The 23,993-nt window shown below is 65.9% G+C and carries 20 protein-coding genes; 18 read left to right on the top strand and 2 right to left on the bottom strand.

Features of this window, described 5'->3' with window-relative positions; translation table 11 throughout:
- Positions 1-186 precede the first annotated feature (186 nt).
- The gene (locus IPG61_08725; GenBank protein ID MBK6734161.1) at positions 187-2,739 is read left to right on the top strand and encodes a VCBS repeat-containing protein; all 2,553 of its coding nucleotides are present in this window, start codon (positions 187-189) and stop codon (positions 2,737-2,739) included.
- Between the two features lie 247 nt (positions 2,740-2,986).
- Here IPG61_08725 and IPG61_08720 read toward each other — a convergent pair whose 3' ends face one another.
- Both IPG61_08720 and IPG61_08715 read right to left on the bottom strand, forming a co-directional pair.
- On the bottom strand, positions 2,987-3,994 hold the full coding sequence (locus IPG61_08720) for an aldo/keto reductase (protein ID MBK6734160.1): 1,008 nt from the start codon (positions 3,992-3,994) through the stop codon (positions 2,987-2,989).
- A gap of 134 nt (positions 3,995-4,128) precedes the next feature.
- Positions 4,129-6,645: a hypothetical protein gene (locus IPG61_08715; protein MBK6734159.1), complete on the bottom strand. Its 2,517-nt coding sequence runs from the start codon at positions 6,643-6,645 to the stop codon at positions 4,129-4,131.
- Positions 6,646-6,971: 326 nt separating this feature from the next.
- Here IPG61_08715 and recF point away from each other — a divergent pair, with 326 nt between their 5' ends.
- The 17 genes from recF (at position 6,972) to IPG61_08630 (ending at position 23,923) form a co-directional block, all read left to right on the top strand.
- Positions 6,972-8,351, top strand: coding sequence for a DNA replication and repair protein RecF (gene recF / locus IPG61_08710; GenBank protein MBK6734158.1), 1,380 nt, complete (start codon positions 6,972-6,974; stop codon positions 8,349-8,351).
- Between the two features lie 10 nt (positions 8,352-8,361).
- Positions 8,362-8,712 (top strand): DUF721 domain-containing protein, encoded by a 351-nt coding sequence (locus IPG61_08705; protein MBK6734157.1) that lies wholly within the window; start codon positions 8,362-8,364, stop codon positions 8,710-8,712.
- Positions 8,709-10,712 (top strand): DNA topoisomerase (ATP-hydrolyzing) subunit B, encoded by a 2,004-nt coding sequence (gene gyrB / locus IPG61_08700; GenBank protein ID MBK6734156.1) that lies wholly within the window; start codon positions 8,709-8,711, stop codon positions 10,710-10,712. Before IPG61_08705 ends, gyrB begins: the two co-directional genes overlap by 4 nt.
- A 71-nt stretch (positions 10,713-10,783) precedes the next feature.
- Positions 10,784-13,477: a DNA gyrase subunit A gene (gyrA, locus tag IPG61_08695; GenBank protein ID MBK6734155.1), complete on the top strand. Its 2,694-nt coding sequence runs from the start codon at positions 10,784-10,786 to the stop codon at positions 13,475-13,477.
- 5 nt (positions 13,478-13,482) lie between these two features.
- Entirely contained in the window at positions 13,483-14,172 is a 690-nt protein-coding gene (locus tag IPG61_08690; protein MBK6734154.1) for a phosphoribosylanthranilate isomerase, read from the top strand.
- 327 nt (positions 14,173-14,499) lie between these two features.
- Positions 14,500-14,856: a helix-turn-helix domain-containing protein gene (locus tag IPG61_08685; protein MBK6734153.1), complete on the top strand. Its 357-nt coding sequence runs from the start codon at positions 14,500-14,502 to the stop codon at positions 14,854-14,856.
- A gap of 1 nt (position 14,857) precedes the next feature.
- Positions 14,858-15,469 carry an ImmA/IrrE family metallo-endopeptidase gene (locus IPG61_08680; GenBank protein MBK6734152.1) on the top strand — a complete coding sequence of 204 codons (612 nt, stop codon included), beginning with the start codon at positions 14,858-14,860 and terminating at the stop codon, positions 15,467-15,469.
- A 258-nt stretch (positions 15,470-15,727) separates the two neighbouring features.
- Entirely contained in the window at positions 15,728-16,303 is a 576-nt protein-coding gene (locus tag IPG61_08675) for a hypothetical protein (GenBank protein MBK6734151.1), read from the top strand.
- The gene (locus tag IPG61_08670; protein ID MBK6734150.1) at positions 16,296-17,474 is read left to right on the top strand and encodes a hypothetical protein; all 1,179 of its coding nucleotides are present in this window, start codon (positions 16,296-16,298) and stop codon (positions 17,472-17,474) included. The genes IPG61_08675 and IPG61_08670 overlap by 8 nt, the downstream gene beginning before the upstream one ends.
- Before the next feature lie 480 nt (positions 17,475-17,954).
- Positions 17,955-18,497, top strand: a complete 543-nt coding sequence (locus IPG61_08665) for a hypothetical protein (GenBank protein MBK6734149.1) — start codon at positions 17,955-17,957, stop codon at positions 18,495-18,497.
- 123 nt (positions 18,498-18,620) lie between these two features.
- Positions 18,621-19,202, top strand: a complete 582-nt coding sequence (locus IPG61_08660; protein MBK6734148.1) for a 2'-5' RNA ligase family protein — start codon at positions 18,621-18,623, stop codon at positions 19,200-19,202.
- A 14-nt stretch (positions 19,203-19,216) separates the two neighbouring features.
- Positions 19,217-19,807, top strand: a complete 591-nt coding sequence (locus IPG61_08655; protein MBK6734147.1) for a hypothetical protein — start codon at positions 19,217-19,219, stop codon at positions 19,805-19,807.
- A gap of 352 nt (positions 19,808-20,159) precedes the next feature.
- Positions 20,160-20,477, top strand: coding sequence for a hypothetical protein (locus IPG61_08650; protein ID MBK6734146.1), 318 nt, complete (start codon positions 20,160-20,162; stop codon positions 20,475-20,477).
- Between the two features lie 86 nt (positions 20,478-20,563).
- Positions 20,564-21,142 carry a hypothetical protein gene (locus tag IPG61_08645; protein MBK6734145.1) on the top strand — a complete coding sequence of 193 codons (579 nt, stop codon included), beginning with the start codon at positions 20,564-20,566 and terminating at the stop codon, positions 21,140-21,142.
- A gap of 204 nt (positions 21,143-21,346) precedes the next feature.
- A complete protein-coding gene (locus IPG61_08640) occupies positions 21,347-21,940 on the top strand; it encodes a hypothetical protein (GenBank protein ID MBK6734144.1) in 594 nt (197 codons plus the stop codon).
- An 84-nt stretch (positions 21,941-22,024) separates the two neighbouring features.
- Positions 22,025-22,483 (top strand): hypothetical protein, encoded by a 459-nt coding sequence (locus IPG61_08635; protein ID MBK6734143.1) that lies wholly within the window; start codon positions 22,025-22,027, stop codon positions 22,481-22,483.
- A gap of 168 nt (positions 22,484-22,651) precedes the next feature.
- Complete coding sequence (locus IPG61_08630; protein ID MBK6734142.1) at positions 22,652-23,923, top strand: transglutaminase family protein; 1,272 nt, start codon at positions 22,652-22,654, stop codon at positions 23,921-23,923.
- The last annotated feature ends 70 nt before the right edge of the window (positions 23,924-23,993 follow it).

Here is a 23,993-nt window from a genome sequence, read left to right as displayed (position 1 = left end):
TGCCCGGGGGGAGATCGGGGGCAGGGTCGGCGAGGCAGGGATCACGGAACATGGCGCGGCCACGGGGGACCGCCGCCATGACCCACGGTTGGCACAGTTCACATCACATGTGCGCCCGGGCCGGCGCGGCCTGATGGTCGACGGTAAGTGGGCGTTTTCGTTTCACATCACCGTGGAGGACAGCTCATGCCGTCTCGCCGCCGCACTCCCTCCGTTCGCCGCGCATTGTTGGCTGCGGTCGCCGCGGTCGCCTTCGGGGTAACCACCGCCGGCGCCATCCCCGAATTCGAGGCCCCGTTCCGCGAGTATCCCGCGGGAGTGGAGGCGATTTCGCTGGCGCACGGCGATTTCGACGAGGACGGCCTGGTCGATGCCGTGGTCGCGATCTCGAATCCGACCGCCGACCTGGTCTTCATGCGCCAGAATGCCGACCATTCGTTCAGTGCGGCCGGGAGCTGGACCTCGGACCTGCTGACATCGCTGGTGGCGGGGGACTTCAACGGCGATGGCCACCGCGATGTCGCGGGCCTCGACCAACTCGGCAACGTCATCGCGCTGTTCGGCGATGGCACCGGCGGGAGCTCCGGATTTGCGGCGCGCTCGGCGCCGTTCGGGGCGATCTTCCTTGCGGCGGCCAGCCTCAACGGCGACGCGCAGGATGACCTCGTCGCGGTGTCGTACATCCTGTCCACGCTGGAGACATTCCTGGGCGGCAGTGCCGGCGGTGGGACGCTGACGCCGGCGACGACCTATGTGACCGAGGCCTCGCCGACATCCGTGGCCACAGGCGACCTGGACGGCGACGGCCATGACGACATGGTGCTGTCGCATGATGCGGTGGCGCTGGCCGAGGTGCTCTATGGCGACGGCACCGGTGCCATCGCGTCGTCGGTGAATATTCCGCTCGGTGGTGAGGCGATCGGTTCGGCGGCCGCGATCGCCGACCTGAACGGTGATGCGTTGCGCGACGTGGTGATCGGCATGTCCGACGGCACGGGCGCGGCGGTCATCCTGAACACCGGCGCCCAGACGTTCGGCACGCCGATCTTCTACGGCGGCGCCGCGGGCTCGGCCAATTTCGTCGTGGCCTGTGACGACCTCGACGGGGACGCCGACCGCGACCTCATCCTTGTCGGCCCGCAGACGTACGTGCTGCTGAACGGCGGCAGCGGCACGTTCACGGTGCTGGGCAACGCCCTGCCGCCGGACACGCACAACTACAGCGTCCTGGCCTTGGTGGATTTCGACGGCGACACGGTGCCCGACGTGCTGGGTTGCGGCAACTACGGCGCCGCGCTGATCGCGGCCCACGGCAATGGCGACGGCACCTTCGGGTTCGATGTGAAGCTCGCGGCGGACTACGCCGATGCGCTGGTCTTCAGCGACATCGACAGCGACTCCGATGAGGACGCGGTGACGATCAACAAGTCGATCAGCGCCGTGGAGACGTTCGCGCGCCTGGGCGGCGCCTTCGACGCGCCCGCGGTGACGAGCCTGAGCTTTCCGCCCTCCGGGCTGGCGACGGGACGTTTCAATGCCGATGCGGCGCCGGACTACGCCACCGTCATCTCCGACATCGGCGTCGTCATCGTGGTGCTGAACGACGGCTCCGGTGGCTTTGCCCCGGTGCAACCGTACGCGACGGGCCAGTGGCCGATCGACGTCGTGGCCGGCGACCTGGACGGCGACGGACTGGACGACCTGGTCGTGATCTGCAGCAGCGGCGGCGAGACCGCAGCGGCCGGCAAAGGTGCCCGGGGCGCCACGGACAAGTCCACGGCCGAAGCGTTGTTCACCCACAGCCTGCTGATCTACCTCGCCGCGCCCACCGGCTTCCCGTTCTCGCCGTCATCGGTGATCAACATTCCCGGCGGGTGCCCCAACGGCGCGGCGATCGGCGACGTCACCCAGGACGGCAGGATGGACATCGTGGCGCCGCTGACCTGCACCGACAAGATCATGGTCTATCCGGCCACGGCCCCCGGCGTGTTCGGCGCCGGATTCCAGGCGGCCGCGGTGACGGCCCCGTCCGCGGTCGCGGTGCGGGATGTCGACGGGGAGGGCTCGCTGGACATCATCGCGCTGTCGTCGTCGGGCTCGCTGGCGACCATCATCAACGAGGGTGGCGCCGGCTTCGCCCTGCCCGTCGAGGTGCCGACGCCGCAACTCGGCCAGTTCCTGGTGGTCGAGGACTTCGACCTGGACGGCAACCTCGACGCCGCCGCACTCAGCCTGGCGAGCGAGGTCGCGGTGCACCCGGGCCTGGGCGGCGGCGTGTTCGGCGCCGCGTTCGACTTCGGCGTGTGCTTTGCCCCAACCGACCTCGTGGCCAACGATTTCGACGCCGACGGCGACCTGGACCTGGTCGTGACGAGCGCCACGCAGCAGTCCTTCCAGTACCTGCGCAACGTGCACCCCGTCGCGAGCGCCGTGCCGACGGAGCGCGAACCCGTCTTCGCCGGCCTCGACCTGCGCCCCGCCGTGCCGAACCCGGCCACCGGCGCCACGCGCTTCGAGTTCCGCCTCGACGCCGCGGCGCGGGTCACCGTCGACGTGTTCGACGTGCGCGGCCACCGCGTGCGCACGCTCATGGGCGCCAGCGACCTGCCCGCCGGCACCCACACCGCGCGCTGGGAACTGAACCGCGAGGACGGCGCGCCCGTACCGGGCGGCGTCTACTTCGCGCGCGTGCGGGCGGGCGACAGGGAAGCGACGCGGAAGATCTTCGTGACGCGGTGAGGTTTGGGATTCCTGCTGGACAGCGGGGGGCGTCGAAAGGCGTCTCCCGCTTTTCACCTATGGGCGCCGGCGCCAATGGGCCGCCTGGTTATCTGGCGATGGGGTCTCTCTCTCTACACACTTCTTTTTTGCTGGATGGTTGACCTATCAACCATTAAACCGCGTGCATACTCGCCGTTCGTGGGCGGGAAATAGTTGATAGGTCAACCATTCGGCAAAAAAGAAGTGTGTAGAGAGAGACCGCCGCTCACCGCCCCGTCATCTTCTCCAACCGCTCCGGATAGCGCTCACCCACCACCGTGATCGCCGCCGCCGCGCGGTCGATTTCGGCAAGATCATCCGCCGCCAGCAACACCGTCAGGGCCCCAAGGTTCTCCTCGAGGCGATCCAGCCGCGTCGTGCCCGGGATCGGCACCACCCACGGCTTCTGCGCCAGCAGCCAGGCCAGCGCGACCTGCGCCGGTGTGGCGCCCTTGCGCACCGCGATCGCGTGAAGCAGCGCGACCAGCGCCTGGTTGGCCTGCAGCGCCGCGGGCGCGAAGCGGGGGAGGGCGCTGCGGAAGTCGGTGCTGTCGAAGGTGGTGCTGCCGTCGATGTGGCCGGTGAGGAAGCCGCGCCCCAGCGGACTGTAGGGCACCAGGCCGATGCCCAGCTCCTCGAGCACGGGGATCACTTCCTTCTCGGGCGTGCGAAACCACAGCGAGTACTCGTTCTGCAGTGCGGCGACCGGTTGCACGGCGTGGGCGCGGCGGATCGTCGCGACGCCCGCCTCGGACAACCCGAAATGCTTCACCTTGCCCTGCTCGATGAGCTGCTTCACGGCGCCGGCCACATCCTCGATGGGCACCTCGGGGTCGACGCGGTGCTGGTAGAGCAGGTCGATGCACTCGACCCGCAGCCGCCGCAGCGAACCCTCGACCGCCGCAACGATGTGCGCGGGCCGGCTGTTGAGCGTCGGAGCGCCTTTCGTCCCGCGCAGGTCGGGCGGCGTGTCGAGATCGAACCCGAACTTGGTGGCGATCACGACGCGCCCGCGAAACGGCGCCAGCGCCTCGCCGACCAGCTCCTCGTTCGTGTAGGGGCCGTAGACCTCGGCCGTGTCGAAGAACGTGACGCCGCGCTCGACGGCGGCGGCGAGCAGGGAGGCCATCTCGCGCTTGTCCTTGGGCGGGCCGTAGGAGTAGCTCATGCCCATGCAGCCGAGGCCGAGCGGCGAGACTTCGAGGCCGGTGGTGCCGAGTTTGCGGGGTTGCATGGGGGCCTTTCGTGAGGAGGGGCGGCCTGGTGTGGCTTCTTGAGGCGGGATCACTTGCGCCGGCGCAAGTGGTGGCAAAGATGTGATAGTTGCGCCGGCGCAACTCCGCAACACCAGTCCGCAATACTAGCGACCTACTTCACCAGCACCGCCTTCACGGTGCGGACGCCGTGCGCGGCCGTCAGGCGGACCAGATAGGTGCCGGCGGCGACCGGGCGGCCGTTCCTGTCATCGCCCCGCCAGGTGACCTGGTGATGGCCCTCGGCGCGCGGCTCCGCGAGCAGCGTCTGGACGATGCGGCCGGCGGTATCGAGGACCGACAGCTCCACGAACCCCGGGGCGTCGAGCGCGAAGGAGAACGTGGTCTCGGCATTGAACGGGTTGGGTGTCGGCGCGGTGAGGGCCAGCGCGGGGCCGGGGATCGCCAGCGAGGCTTCGGCGATCGTCAGCCACTGGTTGTCGGCCAGGACCTGCACGGCGTAGTCGACGGTGAATCCGAGCGGCGCGCGGGTGTCGGTCGCGATGCTGAGACCGTTCTCCGATCGCCAGGGTACGACCCATTCGCGATGACCGGAGCGGGCGAGGACGCGGACGGCCGTGAAAGGACCGTCGAGTCGCCAGGACAGGCGCGCGGCGTCCGCCAGCCAAGCCAGGTCCAGGTCATGGAGCGAGACCGGCACCGCGAGCGAACACTGACGCCGCAGGGCGGTGATGGTGGAATAGCCGGCCACGTAGAGCAGGTCGTCGCGCAGCGCGAGATGGTATCCGAAAGCGCCCGGCTCGGCGATCAGCTGAGGCAGGTCCGGATCGGCGATGTCGTAGATCTGCAGCCGGCTGCCGGTGGTCGTCACGGCGTAGAGAAGGTGATCGTCAATCGCGAGCGTATACAGGCCGGACGCGGGCACACTAACCTGGCCGCGTAGTGCCAGCGTTCCAGCCGGCCCGACGGCCACCACCGACAACCCGCCCTCGTGGGCGACATAGAGCAGGCTGTCACCCATGACCATGGCGTGAACGCCACCGAAGGGTGCGGCCAGGCGGTCGGTCACGACGGGATCGAGCGGCGAGGTGATGTCGGTGGCGATCAGTGTGTCGCGGTGGGCGAAGACGGCTACCCCGTTCGCCGAGGCTACGACCGGGAGATCCCACAGATCCCCGTCGATCGCAAAGCACTCGGACCGGCGCGCCGGCGCGGCGGGATCGGTGGCGTCGTAGGTGACCAGACGATCCGGGGACTCCCAGGCCCACAGTGCGGTTCCGGTGCCGCCGAAGACGACCGGCGACATTGAGCTGACCCAGGCACGCGCGGTGAGGTCATAGATGCCGCCGTTTGTGTACGCATGATCACCGACGACGCGGTTGTACGCGAGCCAGACATTCGGGCCCTGAATCTCCGCCGCCGCCATGCGGAGGGGGTCGGCCGGGTCGAGAACGACGATCTTCCACGGGTCGATGTCGCTGTTGCTGTATCCATAGACCAGCGTGATGAGATAGTCGCCCACCACATCAAGGCTGATGCATTGCCCGTCCAGGGTCCTGTAGGCCACGCCGAGGTCCGGCGATGCATCGGGGATCCTGTGTGCCCAGGCGCGGAGGGCGCGGCCATAGCCGCTCCAGGCCGCGTGGGTCGACGCCGCCAGGCGTGGCGCCCCGTCGGCGCCCACGGCAAGGGCCTGCCGCATGTACCAGGTGCCGCCGCGGCGTTCGAAATAGCGCAGCGTGCGCCCCTCGACGACCCAGGCGAGATCTCCGGAGATGTCCGCGTCGCCGCAGGTGGCTGAAGCGTCGACCTGCACCAGCGAGGGAGCCCCGGACTCGGGCAAGGTGAAGATCATGGTCTCGTAGGTGTCCGAGAAATCGTACGGATGGCCGCTCCAGCGGCGGAGTCGACGCGTTGTGATCGCTGTGCCGCCGTCAGCGGCCAGGGAGTAGTAGGTCTTGGCGAAGTAGTCATCGGAATACCCCAGCAGGAGCGCGTCAGAGACCAGCGGGGCGTCCGGATCGGCGATATCGACGACGACAAGATACTGGGCCACGCCGCTACCGGTCTGGTACTCCACGAGGGCCCAGCACCGGCTGCCATCCATCGCCAGGCGCATGGTCACGGTGTTGTCGAACTCCGGATGAGACGGCACCAGGTCGACCAGGGAACGCAGCGCTGCCGGCCCGCCCGCGACGAGGTCGAGCACGGCCAACCCGGCGCTGGTCGGCACCAGCAACTGGTTGCCGCGGAGCACCGGCCCGCCGATCGTCGTGCCCACGTGGGCCTCCCAGGGAGCGGTCGGCGACGCGGGGTCGGAGAAATCGACCACCTGCCAGCCCCCGAAGCGATCGCCCACGACCACCCGCTTCCCGCTCACCTGGAGGTGGTTGCCGATGTAATCCACGCCGTCACGCTGCACGCGGTGCGACCCCTGCGGCAACAGGGCGCCGTCCGGGCCGGCCAGGCCCCAGCGGAGCGTCATGAACGAGTTGTCGGCGCCGGCCCAGCACAGGAAATCGCCGTCAGCCGCGAGCAGCCGGACATCCTCGTCCGTGACGTGGGCGGCCAGGTCGAGCGAGTCGGTCGGAAGCCGATAGTCGTGGCATTCGCCGGCGTGGCAGAGGGTGGCGGCCAGCAGCAGGCAGGTGAGGATGGTCCATTTTGGCATCAGGATACCCCCGGAGCATGGATGCGATCACGGCTGGATGATAGCACACCGGCAACGCCGAAAGACACAGATCCGCACCCAGGGCAGCGCACGAAGCTGGATCTCGTGGAGGCGCTTTGATATGGATTGTTGCCTTCGGGCCTCTTGCGTCGGCGCAAGTCGTCCCGCTGCCGTGAGAGATGCGCCCGCATTGCCGATCGCGGCCCGTCGCCACGCTAACCGGTTATTGGTGCGACACCGCTCTCTACGCAGCCCCGATTTCGGAGATGGTTGACCTATCAACCAATTTCGCGCGCCCATCCGACCGATTGGAAGTCCTGGAATCGTTGACGGGTCAACCGTCGCAGGAAATCAGACGCGCAACTCGCGGTCGCACCCCGGCACCGCACCCCGGCAACGCCCCCCGGCAACGCACCCCCACCCTCGACGCCACCCCCGTCATCGCCTATCCTTCCCCTGCCGTGCCGGCCGCCGCGCCCGCACCCCGAAGACCGAAGATGGAGCCAGCCCCGGAGCCCCGAGAAGTGCGCATCCTCTCCGCCACCCTCCAGCACTTCCGCAACCTCGCCGAGGCTGAGCTGCAGTTCTCCCCATCGGTCAACCTCCTGATGGGCCGCAACGGCGAAGGCAAAACCAACCTCCTCGAGGCCCTCGGCTGGTTCGCGCTCGGCCGCTCCCACATGGGCGCCCGCCCCGAAGAGATGATCGCCTTCGGGGAGGATGCGCTGCACGTCTCCCTGCAGGTGGAGGAGGATGACGGCGCCCAGGTGACCTGCGAGTACGGGCTGGACCGGCGTGCGGGGCGCCGGCTGAGGGTCGATGGCGAACCGCTGAAGCTGCGGACCGACCTGGTCGGCAGGCTGGTGACGGTGGTGTTCAATCCCGACACCATCGGGCTGGTGCGGGGGGCGCCGCAGTTGCGGCGGCAGTTTGCGGATCAGGGGATGTCGGAGCTGGACCCGGCGTATCTGGGGCACCTGAGTGCGTGCCAGCGGGTGCTCAAGCAGAAGACCGGGCTGCTGCACGACTTAAAACGGGGGTTCGGCGGGAACGGCCGCGGGCGGGCCGAATTGACGGCGTGGAACCGCGAGTTGGCGGTGCATGCGGCGGCGGTGTGTCGCGGGCGGGCGGCGTATGTGCGGCTGCTCGAGGCGCCGCTCAGGGCCAATCATGAGCAGCTGGCGGGGCCCGTCGGGGAGCTGTCCTGCGACTATCGGCCGCGGCTGGAGGCGGTCACGAAATACCTGGTTTTGGGGGGTGGAGAATTACCTCCGGAAGGTGATTTGGCGGGCGCGATTTTCACTGAAATCGACTATATTATGGACTCGGAGATCAGGCGCGGAAGGCCCCTGGTCGGGCCCCAGTTCGACGACTTCTCCATGGCTGTGGAGGGGGTCGACCTGAGGGTTTTCGGCTCGCAGGGACAAACCCGCACCGCAGCCATCGCCATGATCCTGGCCCGCAGCGACGTGCTGTTCGGTCAGCGCCGGATGAGACCGGTGTTGTTCTTCGATGACATCTTCAGCGAGCTGGATCGGGATCGCGCCCGGCGGCTGCAGGAGATGTCTTCGCGCGAACATCAGGTCTTCATCGCGACGGCGCGACCGGACGATATCGCCGGCTGGCAGCCCGCGGGACTGCGCGCCTGGCGCGTGGAGCAGGGGCGCTTTACGGCGGTCGAGGATGCGTCCGCGGCCGGGGACTGATGCGGCAAACATGACGACCAGGAAAGACGGTCTGCAACCCGTCTCCCGCATTCTCGAGAACGCGCTGCGCGAAGCGGGCGTCAGTGACCGCCTGCAGGGCCGCGGTCCGCTGCTGCATTGGCGCGAGATTGCCGGCGACGAGATCGCCGACCATGTGCGGGCGGTCGATCTGGCCGAGGGCGTGCTGATGCTGGAAGCGGATCACGGCGCCTGGCGCCAGGAACTGTCCATGCTGGCGCCCGAGATCATGGGGAAATTCAACGCCAGGTTCGGCGAAGGAACTGTCAGCCAGCTGCAATGGCTCCAGGGGGCAAGGTCTCCCTGGGGTGCCCGCGGCAGGAAGCGTGACCAAGGCAGATGAGCGATACCGACCACGTGAGCGAGAATCTGGCGGCCGAGGCTGCCGCCGCCGGCGAGGCTGCGCTGCGCAAATCGGCAGCCGGCGCCCGGGACTACACCGCCGACGGCATCCAGGTGCTGAAGGGCCTCGAGGCCGTGCGCAAGCGGCCGGCCATGTACATCGGCGATACGAGTGTGAAGGGCCTGCACCACCTGGTGTACGAGGTCGTCGACAACTCGATCGACGAGGCGATGGCCGGGTTCTGCACCGACATCGAAGTGGTGATCCACGAGAACGACATCATCAGCGTGCGGGACAACGGGCGCGGCATTCCTGTCGACATGCACAAGGAAGAGCACAAGCCCGCCGTCGAGGTCGTGCTCAGCAGCCTGCACGCGGGCGGCAAGTTCGACAAGGGCAGCTACAAGGTGTCGGGCGGCCTGCACGGCGTGGGCGTCAGTTGCGTCAATGCGCTGAGCGAGAGCCTGAAGGTCGAGATCCGGCGCGATGCGCACGTGTACGAGATCGGCTTCGAGCGCGGCATCCTCACCGTGCCGCTGCGCACGCTGGGCGACTGCAAGCCGGGCGAGACGGGCACGCTGGTCACGTTCAAGCCCGACTACGAGATCTTCCCCGAGCTGGTCTACAACTACGACACGCTGCGCGGGCGGCTGCGCGAGCTGGCGTTCCTGAATCGCGGGCTGACGATCACGCTGGCCGACGAGCGCACCGAAAAGAAGCGGAACGACCGCTTCCATTTCGAGGGCGGCATCGTCGAGTACGTGCGGTGGCTGAACGAGGGTCGTACGGTCATCTGTCCGGAGCCGGTGTTCTTCACGGGCGAGAAGGACGGCATCCAGATCGAGGTGGCCCTCGACTACAACGACGGCTACGCCGAGGCGCTGTTCACGTTCGCCAACAACATCAACACCACCGAGGGCGGCAGCCACCTGTCGGGGTTCCGCGCGGGCCTGACGCGCACGCTGAATGCGTACGCCACCAGCACGAATCTCCTGAAGAAGGAGATCAAGGCGCTGACCGGCGATGACGTGCGCGAGGGCCTGACGGCGATCATCTCGGTGAAGGTGCCCGAGCCGCAGTTCGAGGGCCAGACCAAGACGAAGCTGGGCAACACCGAGGTGAAGGGCCACGTCGAGGCGCTGGTCAACACGTACCTGGGCGAGTACCTGGCGGAGCATCCGCGCGAGGCGAAGTCGATCGTCGGCAAGTGCCTCACGGCGGCGCAGGGACGCGAGGCGGCGCGCAAGGCGCGCGACCTGACGCGGCGCAAGTCGGCGCTGGATTCGGCCTCGCTGCCGGGCAAGCTGGCCGACTGCTCGAGCCGCGACCCGGCCGAGTGCGAGCTGTACCTGGTCGAGGGTGACAGCGCCGGCGGCTCGGCCAAGCAGGGCCGCGACCGGCGGTACCAGGCCATTTTGCCGCTGAAGGGCAAGATCCTGAACGTGGAGAAGGCCCGCCTCGACAAGATGCTGGGCAACGACGAGATCAAGACGATCATCACCGCGCTGGGCACGAGTATCGGCGCGGGCATCTTCGAGGTGGCGCGGCTCCGCTACCACAAGATCATCATCATGACCGATGCCGACGTGGACGGCAGCCACATCCGCACGCTGATCATGACGCTGTTCTTCCGGCATTTCCGGGAGATCATCGACAACGGCCACCTGTACATCGCCGAGCCGCCGCTGTACCGCCTGAAGAAGGGCGCCACCGAGATCTACGTGAACTCGGACCAGGCCAAGGACCGCCTGCTCGAAGAGATGGGCGGCGCCAAGCACGTGTACGTGCAGCGCTACAAGGGCCTGGGCGAAATGAACCCGGAGCAGCTCTGGGAGACGACGATGAATCCGGACTCGCGCACCATGACGCGCGTGACCATCGAGGACGCCGTCGAGGCCGACCACATCTTCACCATTTTGATGGGTGACGAGGTGGAGCCGCGCCGGCGGTTCATCGAGGAGAACGCGGCGATGGTGAAGCTGGAAGATCTGGATATCTAGTTCAACTGGATACAGAACGGACCGTCGGCCGCCCTGCAGCGCGGCCGCAGACGTGACAGAGGGAACGACGCATGGCGGACGAGAAGAATCCCGGCGACGAGAATCTGGACAGCGGCGTGGACGGCACCCCGGAAGCGGGCGGAACGCCCCCGGGCGTGCCCCTGCCTTCGCGCGGCGAGACGATCAACGACGCCGGCATCGTCGGCAAGATGCGCACGAGCTACATCGAATATTCGATGAGCGTGATCGTGAGCCGCGCGCTGCCGGACGTGCGCGACGGCCTGAAGCCGGTGCATCGGCGCACGCTGACGGCGATGAACGACCTGAACCTGCAGCCGGGCCGGCCGTACCGCAAGAGCGCCAAGATCACAGGCGATACCACCGGTAACTACCATCCGCACGGCACCACGTCGGTGTACGACACGCTGGTGCGCATGGCGCAGGACTTCTCGCTGCGCTATCCGCTGGTGGATGGGCAGGGCAACTTCGGCTCGGTGGACGGCGACGCGGCGGCGGCCGAACGGTACACCGAGGCGCGCCTGGAGAAGTTCGCCACCGAGCTGCTCGACGACCTCGACAAGGAAACGGTCGACTTCGTCCCCAACTACGACGGTTCGCGCATGATGCCGTCGGTGATGCCGGCGCGCGTGCCGAACCTGCTGGTGAACGGGTCGGAGGGCATCGCGGTGGGCATGGCCACCAAGATTCCCCCGCACAACCTGACCGAGATCTGCGACGGCCTGGTGGCGCTGCTCGACAACCCGGACTGCCAGCCGCACGAGATGCTGCAGTACGTGCAGGGGCCCGACTTCCCGACCGGCGGCGTGATCCACGGGCGGCGCGGCATCTTCGACTACGTGACCACCGGCCGCGGCCGCGTGGTGGTGCGCGCGAAGACCGAGATGGAGATGCTCGACGGCGGGCGCGCGCAGATCATCGTCAACGAGATTCCCTACCAGGTGAACAAGTCGACGCTGATCGAGAAGATCGCCAACCTGGTGCGCGCCGGCGTGCTGGAAGGCATCAGCGACCTGCGCGACGAGAGCGACCGCGAGGGGATGCGCATCGTCATCGTCCTGAAGAAGGACGCGTTCCCCCAGGTGGTTCTCAAGGCGCTGTACGCGCACACGCTCATGCAGAGCACCTTCGGCGTGATCAACCTGGCGCTGGTGGGCAACCAGCCGAAGGTGATGTCGCTGAAGGAGGCGATGCAGGAGTTCCTGAACTTCCGCGAGGAAGTGGTGGTGCGGCGCACGCGCTACCAGTTGCGGAAGGCGGAGGAGCGCGCGCACATCCTCGAGGGCTACCGCATCGCGCTGGACAACATCGACGCCATCGTGGCGCTGATCCGCGCGAGCGCCTCGACCGAGGCGGCGCGCACCGCCCTGATGGCCACGTTCGCGCTGTCGGAGATCCAGGCGCAGGCCATCCTCGACCTGCGGCTGGCGCGGCTGACCGGGCTGGAGCGGCAGAAGATCGAGGACGAGTACCGCGAGCTGCTCGAGAAGATCGCGCACCTGAAGGCGATCCTGGACAGCCGGGCGCTGGTGCTGCAGATCATCCGCGACGAGATCGCGGACGTGCGTGCCTCGTACGGCGACGAGCGGCGCACGCAGATCGTGGAGGACGAGGGCGAGATCGACCTGGAAGACCTGATCGCCGACGAGCCGATGGTCGTCACGATCAGCAACCAGGGCTACGCCAAGCGCATCCCGGTGGACACCTACCGCCAGCAGGGCCGCGGCGGCAAGGGCATCACGGCGATGGGCACCAAGGACGAGGATTTCGTCGACAACCTGTTCATCGCCACCACGCACCAGTACCTGCTGGTGCTGACGGAGAACGGGCAGCTGCACTGGCTGAAGGTGCACCGCATCCCGAAGAGCAGCCGCACCAGCAAGGGCCAGCCGCTGGTGAACCTGATCCAGATCCAGCCGGGCGACCGCATCCACGCCATCGTGCCGGTGCGCGAGTTCAGCGAGACGAGCTTCCTGGCCTTCGCCACCGACCAGGGCCAGGTCAAGCGCACCCCGCTGACCGAGTTCGCGCGCCCGCGGTCGGCCGGCATCCGCGCCATCAGCCTGCTCGAGGGCGAGCACCTGGTGGCCGTGCGCGAGACCGACGGCAACAGCGACATCATCCTGGCGACCAGTGATGGCATGGCGATCCGCTTCGAGGAGGAACAGGCCCGCTCGATGGGCCGCACCGCGCGCGGTGTGCGCGGTATCGGCCTGGAAGAGGGCGAGAAGCTGATCGGCATGGTGGTCGTGAGCGAGAAGGACGAGACGGCCACGCTGCTCTCGGTGACCGAGAACGGCTACGGCAAGCGCACCCCGCTCAGCGACTACCGCCCGCAGGGCCGCGGCGGCAAGGGCCTGATCACGATCAAGTGCAGCGAGCGCAACGGCACCCTGATGGCCATCCGCGACGTGCACCCGGGCGAAGAACTGATGGTGATCACGCGCGGCGGCATCATGATCCGCATCGGCCTGGACGAGGTCAGCGAACAGGGCCGCAACACGCAGGGCGTGCGCATCATCAACCTGAACGAGGGCGACCGCGTGGCCTCCATCGCGAAGATCTCGCGGGAAGAGCTGTCGCGCGAGGAGCTGTCGCGGGCCGATGCGGCGGCGGCTTCGGCGGCGGCGCGGGGGCCGATCGCGGTGGTGGATGAGTTCGAGGATGAAGCCGCAGACATCGATGAGGATGTGGCGGTGGATGAGGATGCCTCGCTCGATGAGGACGGGACGCCCGACGAGGAGTAGCCGCCATGGCGCGCACCCGGCTGAAGGTGTGCTGCATCCAGAGCGTGGACGAAGCGCGGATGGCCATTGCGGCGGGCGCTGATGCGCTGGGGCTTGTTTCGGCGATGCCGAGTGGGCCTGGGGTGATCAGCGAAGAGTTGATAGCAGAGATAGCGGCCGGCGTGTCACCGCCGGTCGCTACTTTTTTGCTCACTGCTTTGGTGGAGCCGGACGCCATCGTGGCGCAGTGGGGACGGTGTCGGACGACCGCTATTCAGATCGTTTCGCCGTTGGTTGCGCCGGCGCAAGTGCTTGGGGCGGTTCGGGCGCAGTTGCCTTGGGTTAGGTTGGTGCCGGTGGTGCATGTGGAGGGGGACGAGGCGATTGCCGAAGCTCGGGGGCTGGCGGCGGCGGGGGCGGATGCGTTGTTGTTGGATTCTGGGAGGCCGTCGGCTGGGGTTCCGGAGCTTGGCGGAACTGGTCGCGTGCATGATTGGGGGGTTAGTCGGCGGCTTGTTGAGGCGGTGGCGCCGGTGCCGGTGTTTTTGGCTGGGGGGATGAGGGCGGATAATGTCGCGGAGGCTATTCGCGCGGTGCGGCCGTTTGGGGTGGATGTTTGTAGTGGGGTGAGGACTGTGGGGTGTTTGGACCTAGAGGAGCTGGGGAAACTGGCGGTGGGTACAACAGTTAGAAATTTGGGGGACGATCGATGTTAGCGCGCCTCCGGAGTTGCGGCCGGAGTCCATCGAGACGCGGAACGAGTCGTTTGCCCGGGAGGCCGATATCCGGCGGCGATTGGCGGGGTGCGGTAGCGCCGGGACTTGCGCCGGCGCAAGTCGCGGAGGCGGTGGGCGGGCCGAAGACCCTGTAGGGCCAAGGCATTGCAGAATAATCAATTAAGACGATATTCGCCCACGACGCAAAGCCCCCATCGTTTTTCGGAACTCTTCAACAAGCAGCTTGCAGCGGGCCATAAGGTGTTGTAAATTTTTGACAACAGACCCCGCGCAAAGGGAGGCGGCATCTGTAACTGGAGGTCAGCCATGTCGCAATTCGGCGAGAAATGCAGGGAGGCGCGACTTGCCCTAGGGATGGGGCTACGGCGGTTCTGCGTTGAGAACAGCCTGGATCCGGCGCTCATCAGCAAGATCGAACGAGGGCGCATCAAGCTGCCGGGGGACGAGTTCCGGGAGAAGCTCGCAGACGCCCTTCAGTTGACCGGAGCAGACCGGGTCGCATTTCTCGACCTGGGCCACGTCGAGTCCGGGACGATTCCCCCCGATCTTCTTTCGGATGAAAGAGCAGTCGAATTGCTTCCGGCAGTCATGCGGAGTATCAGGAGCGAGCAGGTCGGCGACGAGACGATCGACAAGTTGATGGAGATCATCAAGAGGTCGTGATATGGATTCGATCAATGCGCCGTGGATCCGCAAGGAAGCCATCTATGCGCGCGCTGAAGCACTGCTCGACGAACATGGCCTCGGCAATGATCCTGTCGAGGCCGACTACATTCTTGAAACGGTTTTCGGAGCTGAGATCGTCGTTGCCGAAGACCTCTTTCGGACAACGTCGGTGCACGCTTTCGTGGCCGGCGGCTGCAGGCAAGTGTTCGTTGACTACGAAACAACGGTCCGCGATCCTGCATGGTACAACTACTCGCTGGCCCACGAGGTCGGTCATCTTGTTCTGCACCCGCAGGTCTTTGAGGCCGCTACGCACAAGACTCGAGCAGAATTCGACGCATTCAGGCGGAAGATCGGCCAGGACACATATAGCAAGCTGGAACAGCAGGCGCACTTGTTCGCCGGCGCTCTGATCGCTCCGGCGCAACTGCTTGAGCGAACCGCCGATGAAGTCATCGCCACAGTGCGGTCGCACGGCATCGAATTGACCCCAATGCTTGATGTCGATTGGCCCATCATCTTCAGGGAGATTGGAAAACGGTTGAATGTGAACGATCGCACCATTGCCTATCGCATGGAAGACCTTGGGATCTACCGCAAGTACATCTGATTCGGCTTGCGCCAGCGCGACGACTTGCGCCGGCGCAAGTGCCGATAACCACATGAACGGGCGCCGACGGGGCAGATGAATCGATTCTCGCAATCGCGCTCCTTGACAGTCTCCCCGCCGGAGACTTCTCCGGAAAAGCCGGCATCGGGATTCGGTATACTTACACGGACGCGGTGTTGTCTGATCAGGGCCTGCGGCAGTCGAAGCTGGCGTTGGAATGCAGGGAGATGGTCCGCCGTGACCGGAGCACTTGCAGTCGTGGCTTTGATGATCGCGCTGGTCACGCCGGCACGAGGCGAGGGACCGGAACGCGCCCTGGGCCTGGTGCCGCCGGTCACGGTCGCTTTGTTTGGTCTGTGCGCGGACGGCGGTTCACTGAAAGGCACCCTGCTCGACTCCACCGGCGTGGAATATCATGTGTTCATAGAGGTCATGCTCTTCGGCGGCGGTCCTGGGCCGTGGTATGTCGGAGCGGACCGCGAGTCCGGCCAGGCGGAAGAGCTGCCTGAAGTCGATCCGCGTAAGGACGCCATCAGGGCAATTTTGGCTCAATGGCTGGATCGCACATATTCGGCCGCGGAACAGGCGCAGATCCTTGTCGACCCCCGCAGCGACCCGCGTCCGGGGTACGTGGAACCGCCGTTGTTCCGTATGATCAAGATATCGGAGCCGGACAGCGCCGTCCTGGCGGACTCGACGCTCACCATTTCCGAGCGGAGGTGCGAGTTCAACTCGCACTTCATAGGCGAGTGGCCGCGCTACCCCCAGCGCGAAGTAGACAAAGCCCATAGAATCATGCAGTTCCTGCGCCGCGGGCGGGCGAGCAATGAGTAGCGTCGACAATCGAGCCAGGGAGCACCCCATGCCGGTCCCTGAATCCTGCGACCACGTCCGCGAACCCAGCCCCCGCCAACCTCGCAGCCGTTTTCTGCGCAGCTGCCTGCTCATCGGCCTGTCCGCCACCCTCCTCGGCGGCCTGCCCGTCTGGGATCCCAACCCGAGCGAAGACGTCGAGATCGTGCAGCGCGGCATCCCCTTCGGCTGGATCCGCACCTGCGAGCCGCACGGCCTGGAGATCCAGATCGGCAGCGTGCCGGTTCCCATGCCGCAACGCGACGAGGAGGAGCCGATCGGCGCCAGCGGATACGCACGCTTCCCCGTCGTCTTCGAGCCGGTGCGGCTGCTCGTCGATGTCGCCTTCTGGTCGGTGGTGGCGCTCGCCGCGCTGACCCGAACGCGACGCGTGCTGCGCAGCCTGCTCGCCGGACTGGGGATCACTGCGGCCCTGACGGCCATCCCGCATGAGTTCTGCGCGGACGGCAACGCCTACGGATTCCCGTTCGCCATCGTCCATCCGCACGGCAGCAGCATGCCCGCGTTGGGAATCCAGCTGCCGGTCAGCCTGATGCAGGAGTGGGTGTTCGACCTGCTCAACCTGGCGCGCAACTGGCTGGTCTGGACGGCGCTCGCGTTCGGCGGGGCGGCCCTGCGGCGGCGGTGGCGGGGCGGCATGAGATGGCGCCGAGCGCGCGGGACGAAAGAGAAGGAGACGGCTCGGGTGAAATCGATTCTCGCAATCCTCGTCATGACGCTCGCCTGCTCCCAGCCGGCATCAGCACGCACTGAACTCTCACCGCCCAATAGATCCTCCGAGAACCTGGCGAGCGTCGCCCTGATCGGCGCCAACCTCACCCTCGCCGCCCAGCTCGGTCGCCATCTCCAGCACGACCTCCCGGGCAGGACCTGGGGCTGGATCGGCGTCGGCGCCGGTGCGGCCAGCCTCGTGCTCGGGGGGAAGGAACTGACGTCCTTTTCCGGCGGGGTCTTCGTCACCGGGGCGCTTGTCACGGTGCTGGGGACCATGCAGCTGACGCGTCACGGCGACGAAGCGAAGCCGCGCGGCAGCGAGGACGGCCTTTCGCGCGCCTGGTCGATCTCCCCGATGGTGACTTCCGCGAAGGAATCCGGGTTGGGATTCGGTATACTTACCCGGGTGGGGTTCTGACGCGGGAAGCCGGAGCAAGACGCGCATGGCTGGCGCGCGACGGGCGCGTGCACCGCTGAAGACGGGTTAGCTGTTGGGGGGGCGCGAACATGAGCCTTCGATGTCCACAATGTGGAACCGCTGTCCCGGCCGCAAAGGTCTTTTGGTTCATTCGCCTGTTCTCGTTCGCGTGCCCATCCTGCAATGCCAGGCTGGCGCTGGCGGGGGGCACACGAACGATACTCGTCGCATCGGTCGCGGCCTCGGTTGTGATTTCATATGCGGTGAAGACCTCGATGGAGTCTGACGCTCCAGCGATCATCGTCTTTTTTGCCGGCCTTCTGGTCAGTTGTGTGCTGACGTGGAGAATGGGTGAACTCGGCGTCGTGGAGGACCCAGCGGCGGACGAGGTCCAATAGTCGGGCCCGAGACAGCGGTTGGGAAAGCTAACCAGAGATTGCAGCAGACGAAGCCGGTGATAGCCATGAAGGACCGACGTCCATGAAGACTGCGGCGGCGCTCGGTGCGGCGATCTTAATAGCGACCTCTGCATTTGCCGCAATTGAGCGAGCGGCGAATGATAGTTGGATGGCGCGAGATCATCTGATGATTATCGACGGTAAGGTGGTCTCAGTAACTCTCGTAGACCCCAGGACTGTGCCGGATCTGCCGGTCGCCGGATCGGAAGATTGGCTCTTTCCGCATGCGCGGGCTCGATTCGCAGTCTTCCGGGTTCTGCAGAATCGTACCGGCACTGCGCTGGCTGCGGGCGATACCGTCACGGCGCTGTTTGTGGCCGACAACATGACGGCAAACGTCGACTACACGACGGACGCCGGGGACGAGGGCATCGTCCACTTAGTGAACGACTTCTTCCCGCGTAATGAGCTGATTGTGGGGGTCAGAAGTGCGTTCCTCCTGCACATGAGCAACGGCGAGATGTGGTGTTCACCGAGCTGGTGGGACTTGCCGCGGGTTGTTGAGGCAATCGAGAAGTACGGTGACGGTCTTGTTGGGGGCGAAGATGTCGAGCGGACTCGCTGATGGCTAACCAGAGCTTGCAGCAGACGAAGCCGCCTGTCACGTCGCCTGCATGCGCGGGCGCCGCGCCAGCCGCCTTCGCCGCTGAATCCGCTGTGGGGCACCCCTGGAAAATGTGGTAGCACCGTGACGACGCGCATTCAATGGAGCCCGTACCTGCCAGAACCCGAGGCCAGCCAGGTCGAGCCTGTGCGCCGGCTTCTCGACCCGGTTCAAAGCAGCCTCATTCCCGCGCACGTGACATTGTGCCGGGAAGATGAGCTTGCCCTCGTAGACACCGACCTGCTCGAGTCCCGTCTTGCCGACGCCAGGGTAGAGTGCGTAACCCTCCATTTCGGCAAGCCGGAGGTCTTTCACGGGCACGGCATCCTCCTGCCCTGTATCGCCGGGGAAGAGGCCTTCCACGCGCTGAGGGTGCACCTGCTCGGTTCCCCGGCCATCAGGCGCCAGGTGCCGCACCTCACGCTGGCGCATCCGCGCAACCCGAAGTCGGCGGGAAACTGCCTGGCAAACGCGAACCTGCTGCCGGCCATGGGCGCCGTCCATTTCACCCGTGTCTCGATCATTGAGCAAGCAGGCGCCGCGCCCTGGCGCGTGCTGCGAACGTATGAGATCCAGGAGACGAAGCGTGACAACAGCACGCATCGACCGGCTCTTCGCGCCGCCATTGATGCCGGGTGCGAGAAACGCGGGCCGCTCGGCAACTGAGAGGGGAGACGACTATGGACAGGTTGACCGCTGTAGTGCTTGGGGCCTTGCTGTCGGCGACGGCGGCATTCGGATCACCCGTGGTTGTCCTCGATGGCCTCACCGGAGAACTCAGTCTCGGGGGGCAGCCACCCGGAGAGGCACCTTCAGCCCGGGAGATGACGTTCACGTTTCCCGACAGTGTTGCCGCGATCACCGGGCTTCGGCTTACCATGCTCGGTGACTGGACTCCGGGAATGCGCCTGTACTGTCGGGAAGTCGGTTCCATGACCATTTGTGACACGCTCCCGGCCGGGACCAACCTGACACTCAGGCTGCGCGCCGTGCTCGACGACCACTGCGTCTTCGCGGCGACGGTTCCCGTGTGGCATTTTGCTTATGCCGACGAACAACTGATCGGAACCTGCGATCTGGGCATTCCGGACATCGGCGCGCTGCTCGAGGGAGAAGTCGTGGCCGAGCTGTATTGTGATATGCCTCCGGAGGTGGTGGTGGACTACGTGGAGGCGGCCCACGGGACCATGACAAGCGTTCAACTGGAGTTGCTTGGGGCTGTTTCGAGCAGCGCAAGTTCCTGGGGCGCCGTCAAGGCGATCTTCAGATAGCGATGGGCCTGATACACCCGCGGAATGGAGCGCGTCGACTCCATCGTCGGCTATCGGTTCGATTGGCGCGAGCGGGCCCGCTTTGAATCGAGCGGCCCATTGACTGAACGGTCACACACGGGGCTGGGTTTCGGTACCGGGCACAGCGTATTTGCCGGGCTGGCAATTGGCCTTGGGGGCGCATAGCCAGCGCTGGCGGCGGGCGAAGAGGCCTGTCGCGGTACCCGGCACGGAGGCGTTGCGCGCACACGAGCATGGCGGGGTGCAGGTGAAACATCGCCACTTGATAACCTACTTGTCGGTAGCCGCATGCGTGAACCTGTCGGCTTGCTCGGGCAACCGCGAGGTCCACGTGGAGACGACCCGCGAACTGGACCCGGCCGCCGACCGCCAGCGCCTGCGGCTCACCGGCGCCTACGTGCGCGTCTTGCTGAAGTCGGGCGACAGCATTTCCGGACAGGTCCGCGATGTCGGGGATGATTCCATCACGCTCGAGCGGCCGCGCGACTATTCGTTCGAGGAGCGCGCCGTCGCGATTGCCGACATCGCGAAGCTCGAGGTCGTCGAGGAGGCGAACAGCAAGCAACCGCGGTTTTCGATCGCGAGCGTCATTGCCACGACGGTCGTTGCCCTGGCGCTGGTTGCGATTTCCCAGATTCGGATTCAATGAGCGTCGGTGCCTGGTGGAGGCCGGCAGCAGTTTGGGCGCGCACCAACCGGATCCATGGCTGATGATATCGGAAACAGGGGGAACCATTGAAGATCACGACCACGATTCTTCTCGCCGCCCTCGCCATGTCGCCAGCCGCGGCCCGCGCCGGCATGCTGGAACTGGCAGCCGACCTGAACACGCCCTCGCGCGTCACCCATTCATTCTATTCGGACACGGAGTACGCGGCGCACGCGCGCCTCTCCATGCGGCTCGCCATCCTGTCGAGGAACTTCCGCGACGGCGAGGCGACCTGGCGGTGGGGCCTTGGTGTCGGGGTGCAGCGGCTGACATTGAAGGACAAGGCCGGCTACGTTTTCGACCGTGACTACCGGGCCACTTCACTGGAAGCGTCGTTCGACAGGAAGGTATGGGGGTCTTCCGATTTCTGCCTGACCGTCGGCGCGGGCGGCAGTCTCGTGTTCATGACCAGGAACAATTCCAGCTGCAGCGAGCCGTTCTGCTCGCTCGGGGACGGCAGCTGGACCGCATTCGTGATCTCGCGCGCCGAGTACGCCGTTTCCGGGCGCGTGGCGCTGGTGGCGGGATTGAGAAGCTGGCTCTGGAGTCCCGAGGCGCCGTTCAAGGCGGCGCCCGTGTTTTCCCTCGGGATCCAGGTCGATTGAACGGTGAGCGTGCTCCGGGTTACGACGTCACAGAGGCAATCCGGGGCCGCGGCGGGCGCAACCGGCGCGTGGGTGGGCACATCGCCCCCGGATGAAATCGATTTTCGCAATCATCATCGCGGCGCCTGGGTGCGCCCGGCCCAGACGGCCTCGCATTCCGGGCGGTGGATTCGGTATACTGATGCGGACTGAATAGGGGGATCGATGATGAAATGCCTCGGTGCCGTGATGGCGTTGCTGGTGCTGCTTCTGGGATCGCCCGCCAATGCCGCCAATGAGCTCGGTCTCTTCTTCGGCGAGTATCCCGGTATCCGGCCGCCGGCCAGCCTCTACGAGCCGGTGGCCCCGTTCACTCCCATTCGCGCCCACCTGGTCCTGTACGGGCCAACCATGCCGCAGCTCGCCGGCTGGGCCTGTTCCGTCGGCCTGCAGGGGACGGCGTATCTCCTGGATGTCACCTTCTACCACGGCGGTGTCAACGCCGGCGACTTCCCGGAGTTGTCCGTGCAGTATCCGTCGCCCATCGCAACTGAAGACGGGCTGGTCCTGATGACGTTGTGGTACCTGACGCGCGATCTCGAGGCGAACTGCCTGGCGTTGAGCGGCCCCTCCGGGTTGCCGCCCGGCACGGATCCTCCGCTGCTCCGCATCGAAGGCGGGCAGGACGTCCCGGCGACCGTCTACACCTATGGCGACGGCAACGTGGTCGCCCAGATCAACGGAACGGACACGAGCTGCTGGGGAGTTGTTGATGCCGCTGTCACCGGGTGGGGCGCGTTGAAGGCGCTCTACAGGTAGGGCGGGAGACGGCTGGTCACGTGTAGGGCGGTTCGCGCGAGTCGGCGGCGCTGCTGAAGCAAGGTGTTATGCAAGGGAGGGGAAATGCGTTTCGCAGCTACACGATCGTATTCTGGCAACGCTTCGGACGCACTGCGCGTCGCCGAGGCCGCCCTGCTGCCCAACGGATTCCGTGTCGTGGATTCAAGTGCGTCGCGGTTGGCACTGAGGGGCCGCGGAATGCAGAGCACAAAAGAGAATCCCATTCGAGGCGCGACTGAGGTTTCCATTGAGGCACAGGACGGCGTCCTGAAATTGGACGCATCCTTGGGTGGGGTTGTGGGGCTATCGCTCTTCGCCGCTCTCTTGCCAGTCGTACTATGGGCGGTCATGAAGTTACCGGGCCAGTTGAAATCGGCAGAAGGCGTATTCACGGCGAAGACGCTTTACGGCGCGGGCATATGGGTCGTTGGTGTCCCGGTGCTGTTCTATTGGCTCCGCAAGCGGACCATCAACGCGCTCGAGGACGTACTTGCCAGCGCCTCGTATGCCGGCAGGGGTTAGTCGGCACGACTGGTTATTGAAACTGAATGCGGCACTGCGGCCTGGTGTCGTAGCATAACCTCTGCTTGCAGCAGATGGTCACGGTCGTCATGGTCCGTGCAAAGCACGGCCCGCGCCAACCGCGCCCGATGCTGAAGCTCAGGTGTTGAGACAAACACGGAGGAACGAATGTTGAAGAGATCACATCTCAGACGCGCGCGCGGCGCCATTGCCGCACATCACGTGACCGTCATCGCGATGCTGCTCATCATTGCACCAACATGCCGTCTGTCCGCCCAGGAACTTGCATTTGATCCCAATCACATGCCGGACGGCTGGTCCATTGAGCGAGAAATCGTGGCGCCAGAAGCCGATTTGCCCAAGTTTGAAACCAAATTTGGCGCCAAATTGACCAAGGTCCGCAATCAGTCCATGAACGTGCGGGGCATGCACCTCCTGGTAAACTCGATTACGACGCAGAGCGAAGTTGACGCCGTGCGGGTCGCGCAGATCCTCCTCGGTGGACGGGATCCCGTGTTTGTGGCGCGAAAGGGAAGCACCGTCGTCGAATTCGCCAATATGGGCGTTCTGGCGGCGCAGGCGTGCCGCAACGCCATGGGGCTATCGCAGGAAGCCGCGACCGTATGGCAGGTGTCATTTCGCGTTGCCTGTGTAGAGACACTTGATTACATGGAAGCGAGCCGAGTGTTCAACCTCTGCCTCGCTGCTGATCGCGATCCACAGGATGCGCGCGCACAGGCGACCATCGATTCGCTAATCGTTGATTGGACGTTTGGCAATTCGATCGCATTGCGCGCCCCGGGCCCCGGCTTTGACGTAGAGTACAGCATCGAGCCTGCGCCGACGGAAATGATCGAGCACGATGGCGTGATTCGATACCGATTTGCGGACCTGCCGGCTGTGCACGGCATGCCGTCCGTTTTCGTGACTGCGACCATTCGTGTCGGTGATCGCTACAGCCCGGTCGATGGGCAGCCAGGGGAGGACGCGGCTGCTCCTCGCTGGCAACTCGAGGACAAATCGGCGGCGGATCTGGCCCGTCATCTGGCGAGCGGCGGGAAGTCGGATCGGGAGCGGTTGGGAGCGGTCCTAACCTACGTCCGGCAGCGAATTGCGGATGGCGGCTCGGTAACCGGCAGTCGGTACGGAGTTGCGCAGACCTTCTTGCAAGGATACGGTCACTGTTGGGACAAGAGCGACGCACTTGTGGCCATGTGCCGGGCGGCGGGTCTGCGGGCCCGGGAGACAGCCGGCTGGGTCGGCACCGTCAATTCGGGCCATGTATGGGCTGAGGTCTACTTGAGCGGCGAAGGCTGGCTGCCAGTAGACGCGACGTGTTCTTGGCTCGGCGTGTCGGCCGACTACATTCCCTGGTTTGCCACTGACGACGGTGAGATGCCGGTTGTCTATCTTGATCTGCCAAAGGTCAAACGGATGTAGGTGCGACCATGCGTGACAGGCGGGGCAAGATGCAGGTGCCAGGCGTAGAGCGCGGCAGCCGTGCCGCCTG

It is taken from the genome of bacterium (assembly GCA_016703265.1).
GTDB lineage: Bacteria > Krumholzibacteriota > Krumholzibacteriia > LZORAL124-64-63 > LZORAL124-64-63 > CAINDZ01.
The sequence above is the reverse complement of the archived record's forward strand: the minus strand, read 5'-3'. Positions and strand labels throughout refer to the sequence as shown.

Coding starts and splice junctions, on each gene's coding strand:
- IPG61_08635 (MBK6734143.1), top strand. CDS start 22,025: ATGCGTTTCGCAGCTACACGATCGTATTCTGGCAACGCTTCGGACGCA.
- IPG61_08680 (MBK6734152.1), top strand. CDS start 14,858: ATGGATTCGATCAATGCGCCGTGGATCCGCAAGGAAGCCATCTATGCG.
- IPG61_08685 (MBK6734153.1), top strand. CDS start 14,500: ATGTCGCAATTCGGCGAGAAATGCAGGGAGGCGCGACTTGCCCTAGGG.
- IPG61_08655 (MBK6734147.1), top strand. CDS start 19,217: ATGGACAGGTTGACCGCTGTAGTGCTTGGGGCCTTGCTGTCGGCGACG.
- IPG61_08630 (MBK6734142.1), top strand. CDS start 22,652: ATGTTGAAGAGATCACATCTCAGACGCGCGCGCGGCGCCATTGCCGCA.
- IPG61_08665 (MBK6734149.1), top strand. CDS start 17,955: ATGAAGACTGCGGCGGCGCTCGGTGCGGCGATCTTAATAGCGACCTCT.
- IPG61_08705 (MBK6734157.1), top strand. CDS start 8,362: ATGACGACCAGGAAAGACGGTCTGCAACCCGTCTCCCGCATTCTCGAG.
- IPG61_08690 (MBK6734154.1), top strand. CDS start 13,483: ATGGCGCGCACCCGGCTGAAGGTGTGCTGCATCCAGAGCGTGGACGAA.
- IPG61_08720 (MBK6734160.1), bottom strand. CDS start 3,994: ATGCAACCCCGCAAACTCGGCACCACCGGCCTCGAAGTCTCGCCGCTC.
- gyrB (MBK6734156.1), top strand. CDS start 8,709: ATGAGCGATACCGACCACGTGAGCGAGAATCTGGCGGCCGAGGCTGCC.
- IPG61_08725 (MBK6734161.1), top strand. CDS start 187: ATGCCGTCTCGCCGCCGCACTCCCTCCGTTCGCCGCGCATTGTTGGCT.
- gyrA (MBK6734155.1), top strand. CDS start 10,784: ATGGCGGACGAGAAGAATCCCGGCGACGAGAATCTGGACAGCGGCGTG.
- IPG61_08640 (MBK6734144.1), top strand. CDS start 21,347: ATGATGAAATGCCTCGGTGCCGTGATGGCGTTGCTGGTGCTGCTTCTG.
- IPG61_08670 (MBK6734150.1), top strand. CDS start 16,296: ATGAGTAGCGTCGACAATCGAGCCAGGGAGCACCCCATGCCGGTCCCT.
- IPG61_08715 (MBK6734159.1), bottom strand. CDS start 6,645: ATGCCAAAATGGACCATCCTCACCTGCCTGCTGCTGGCCGCCACCCTC.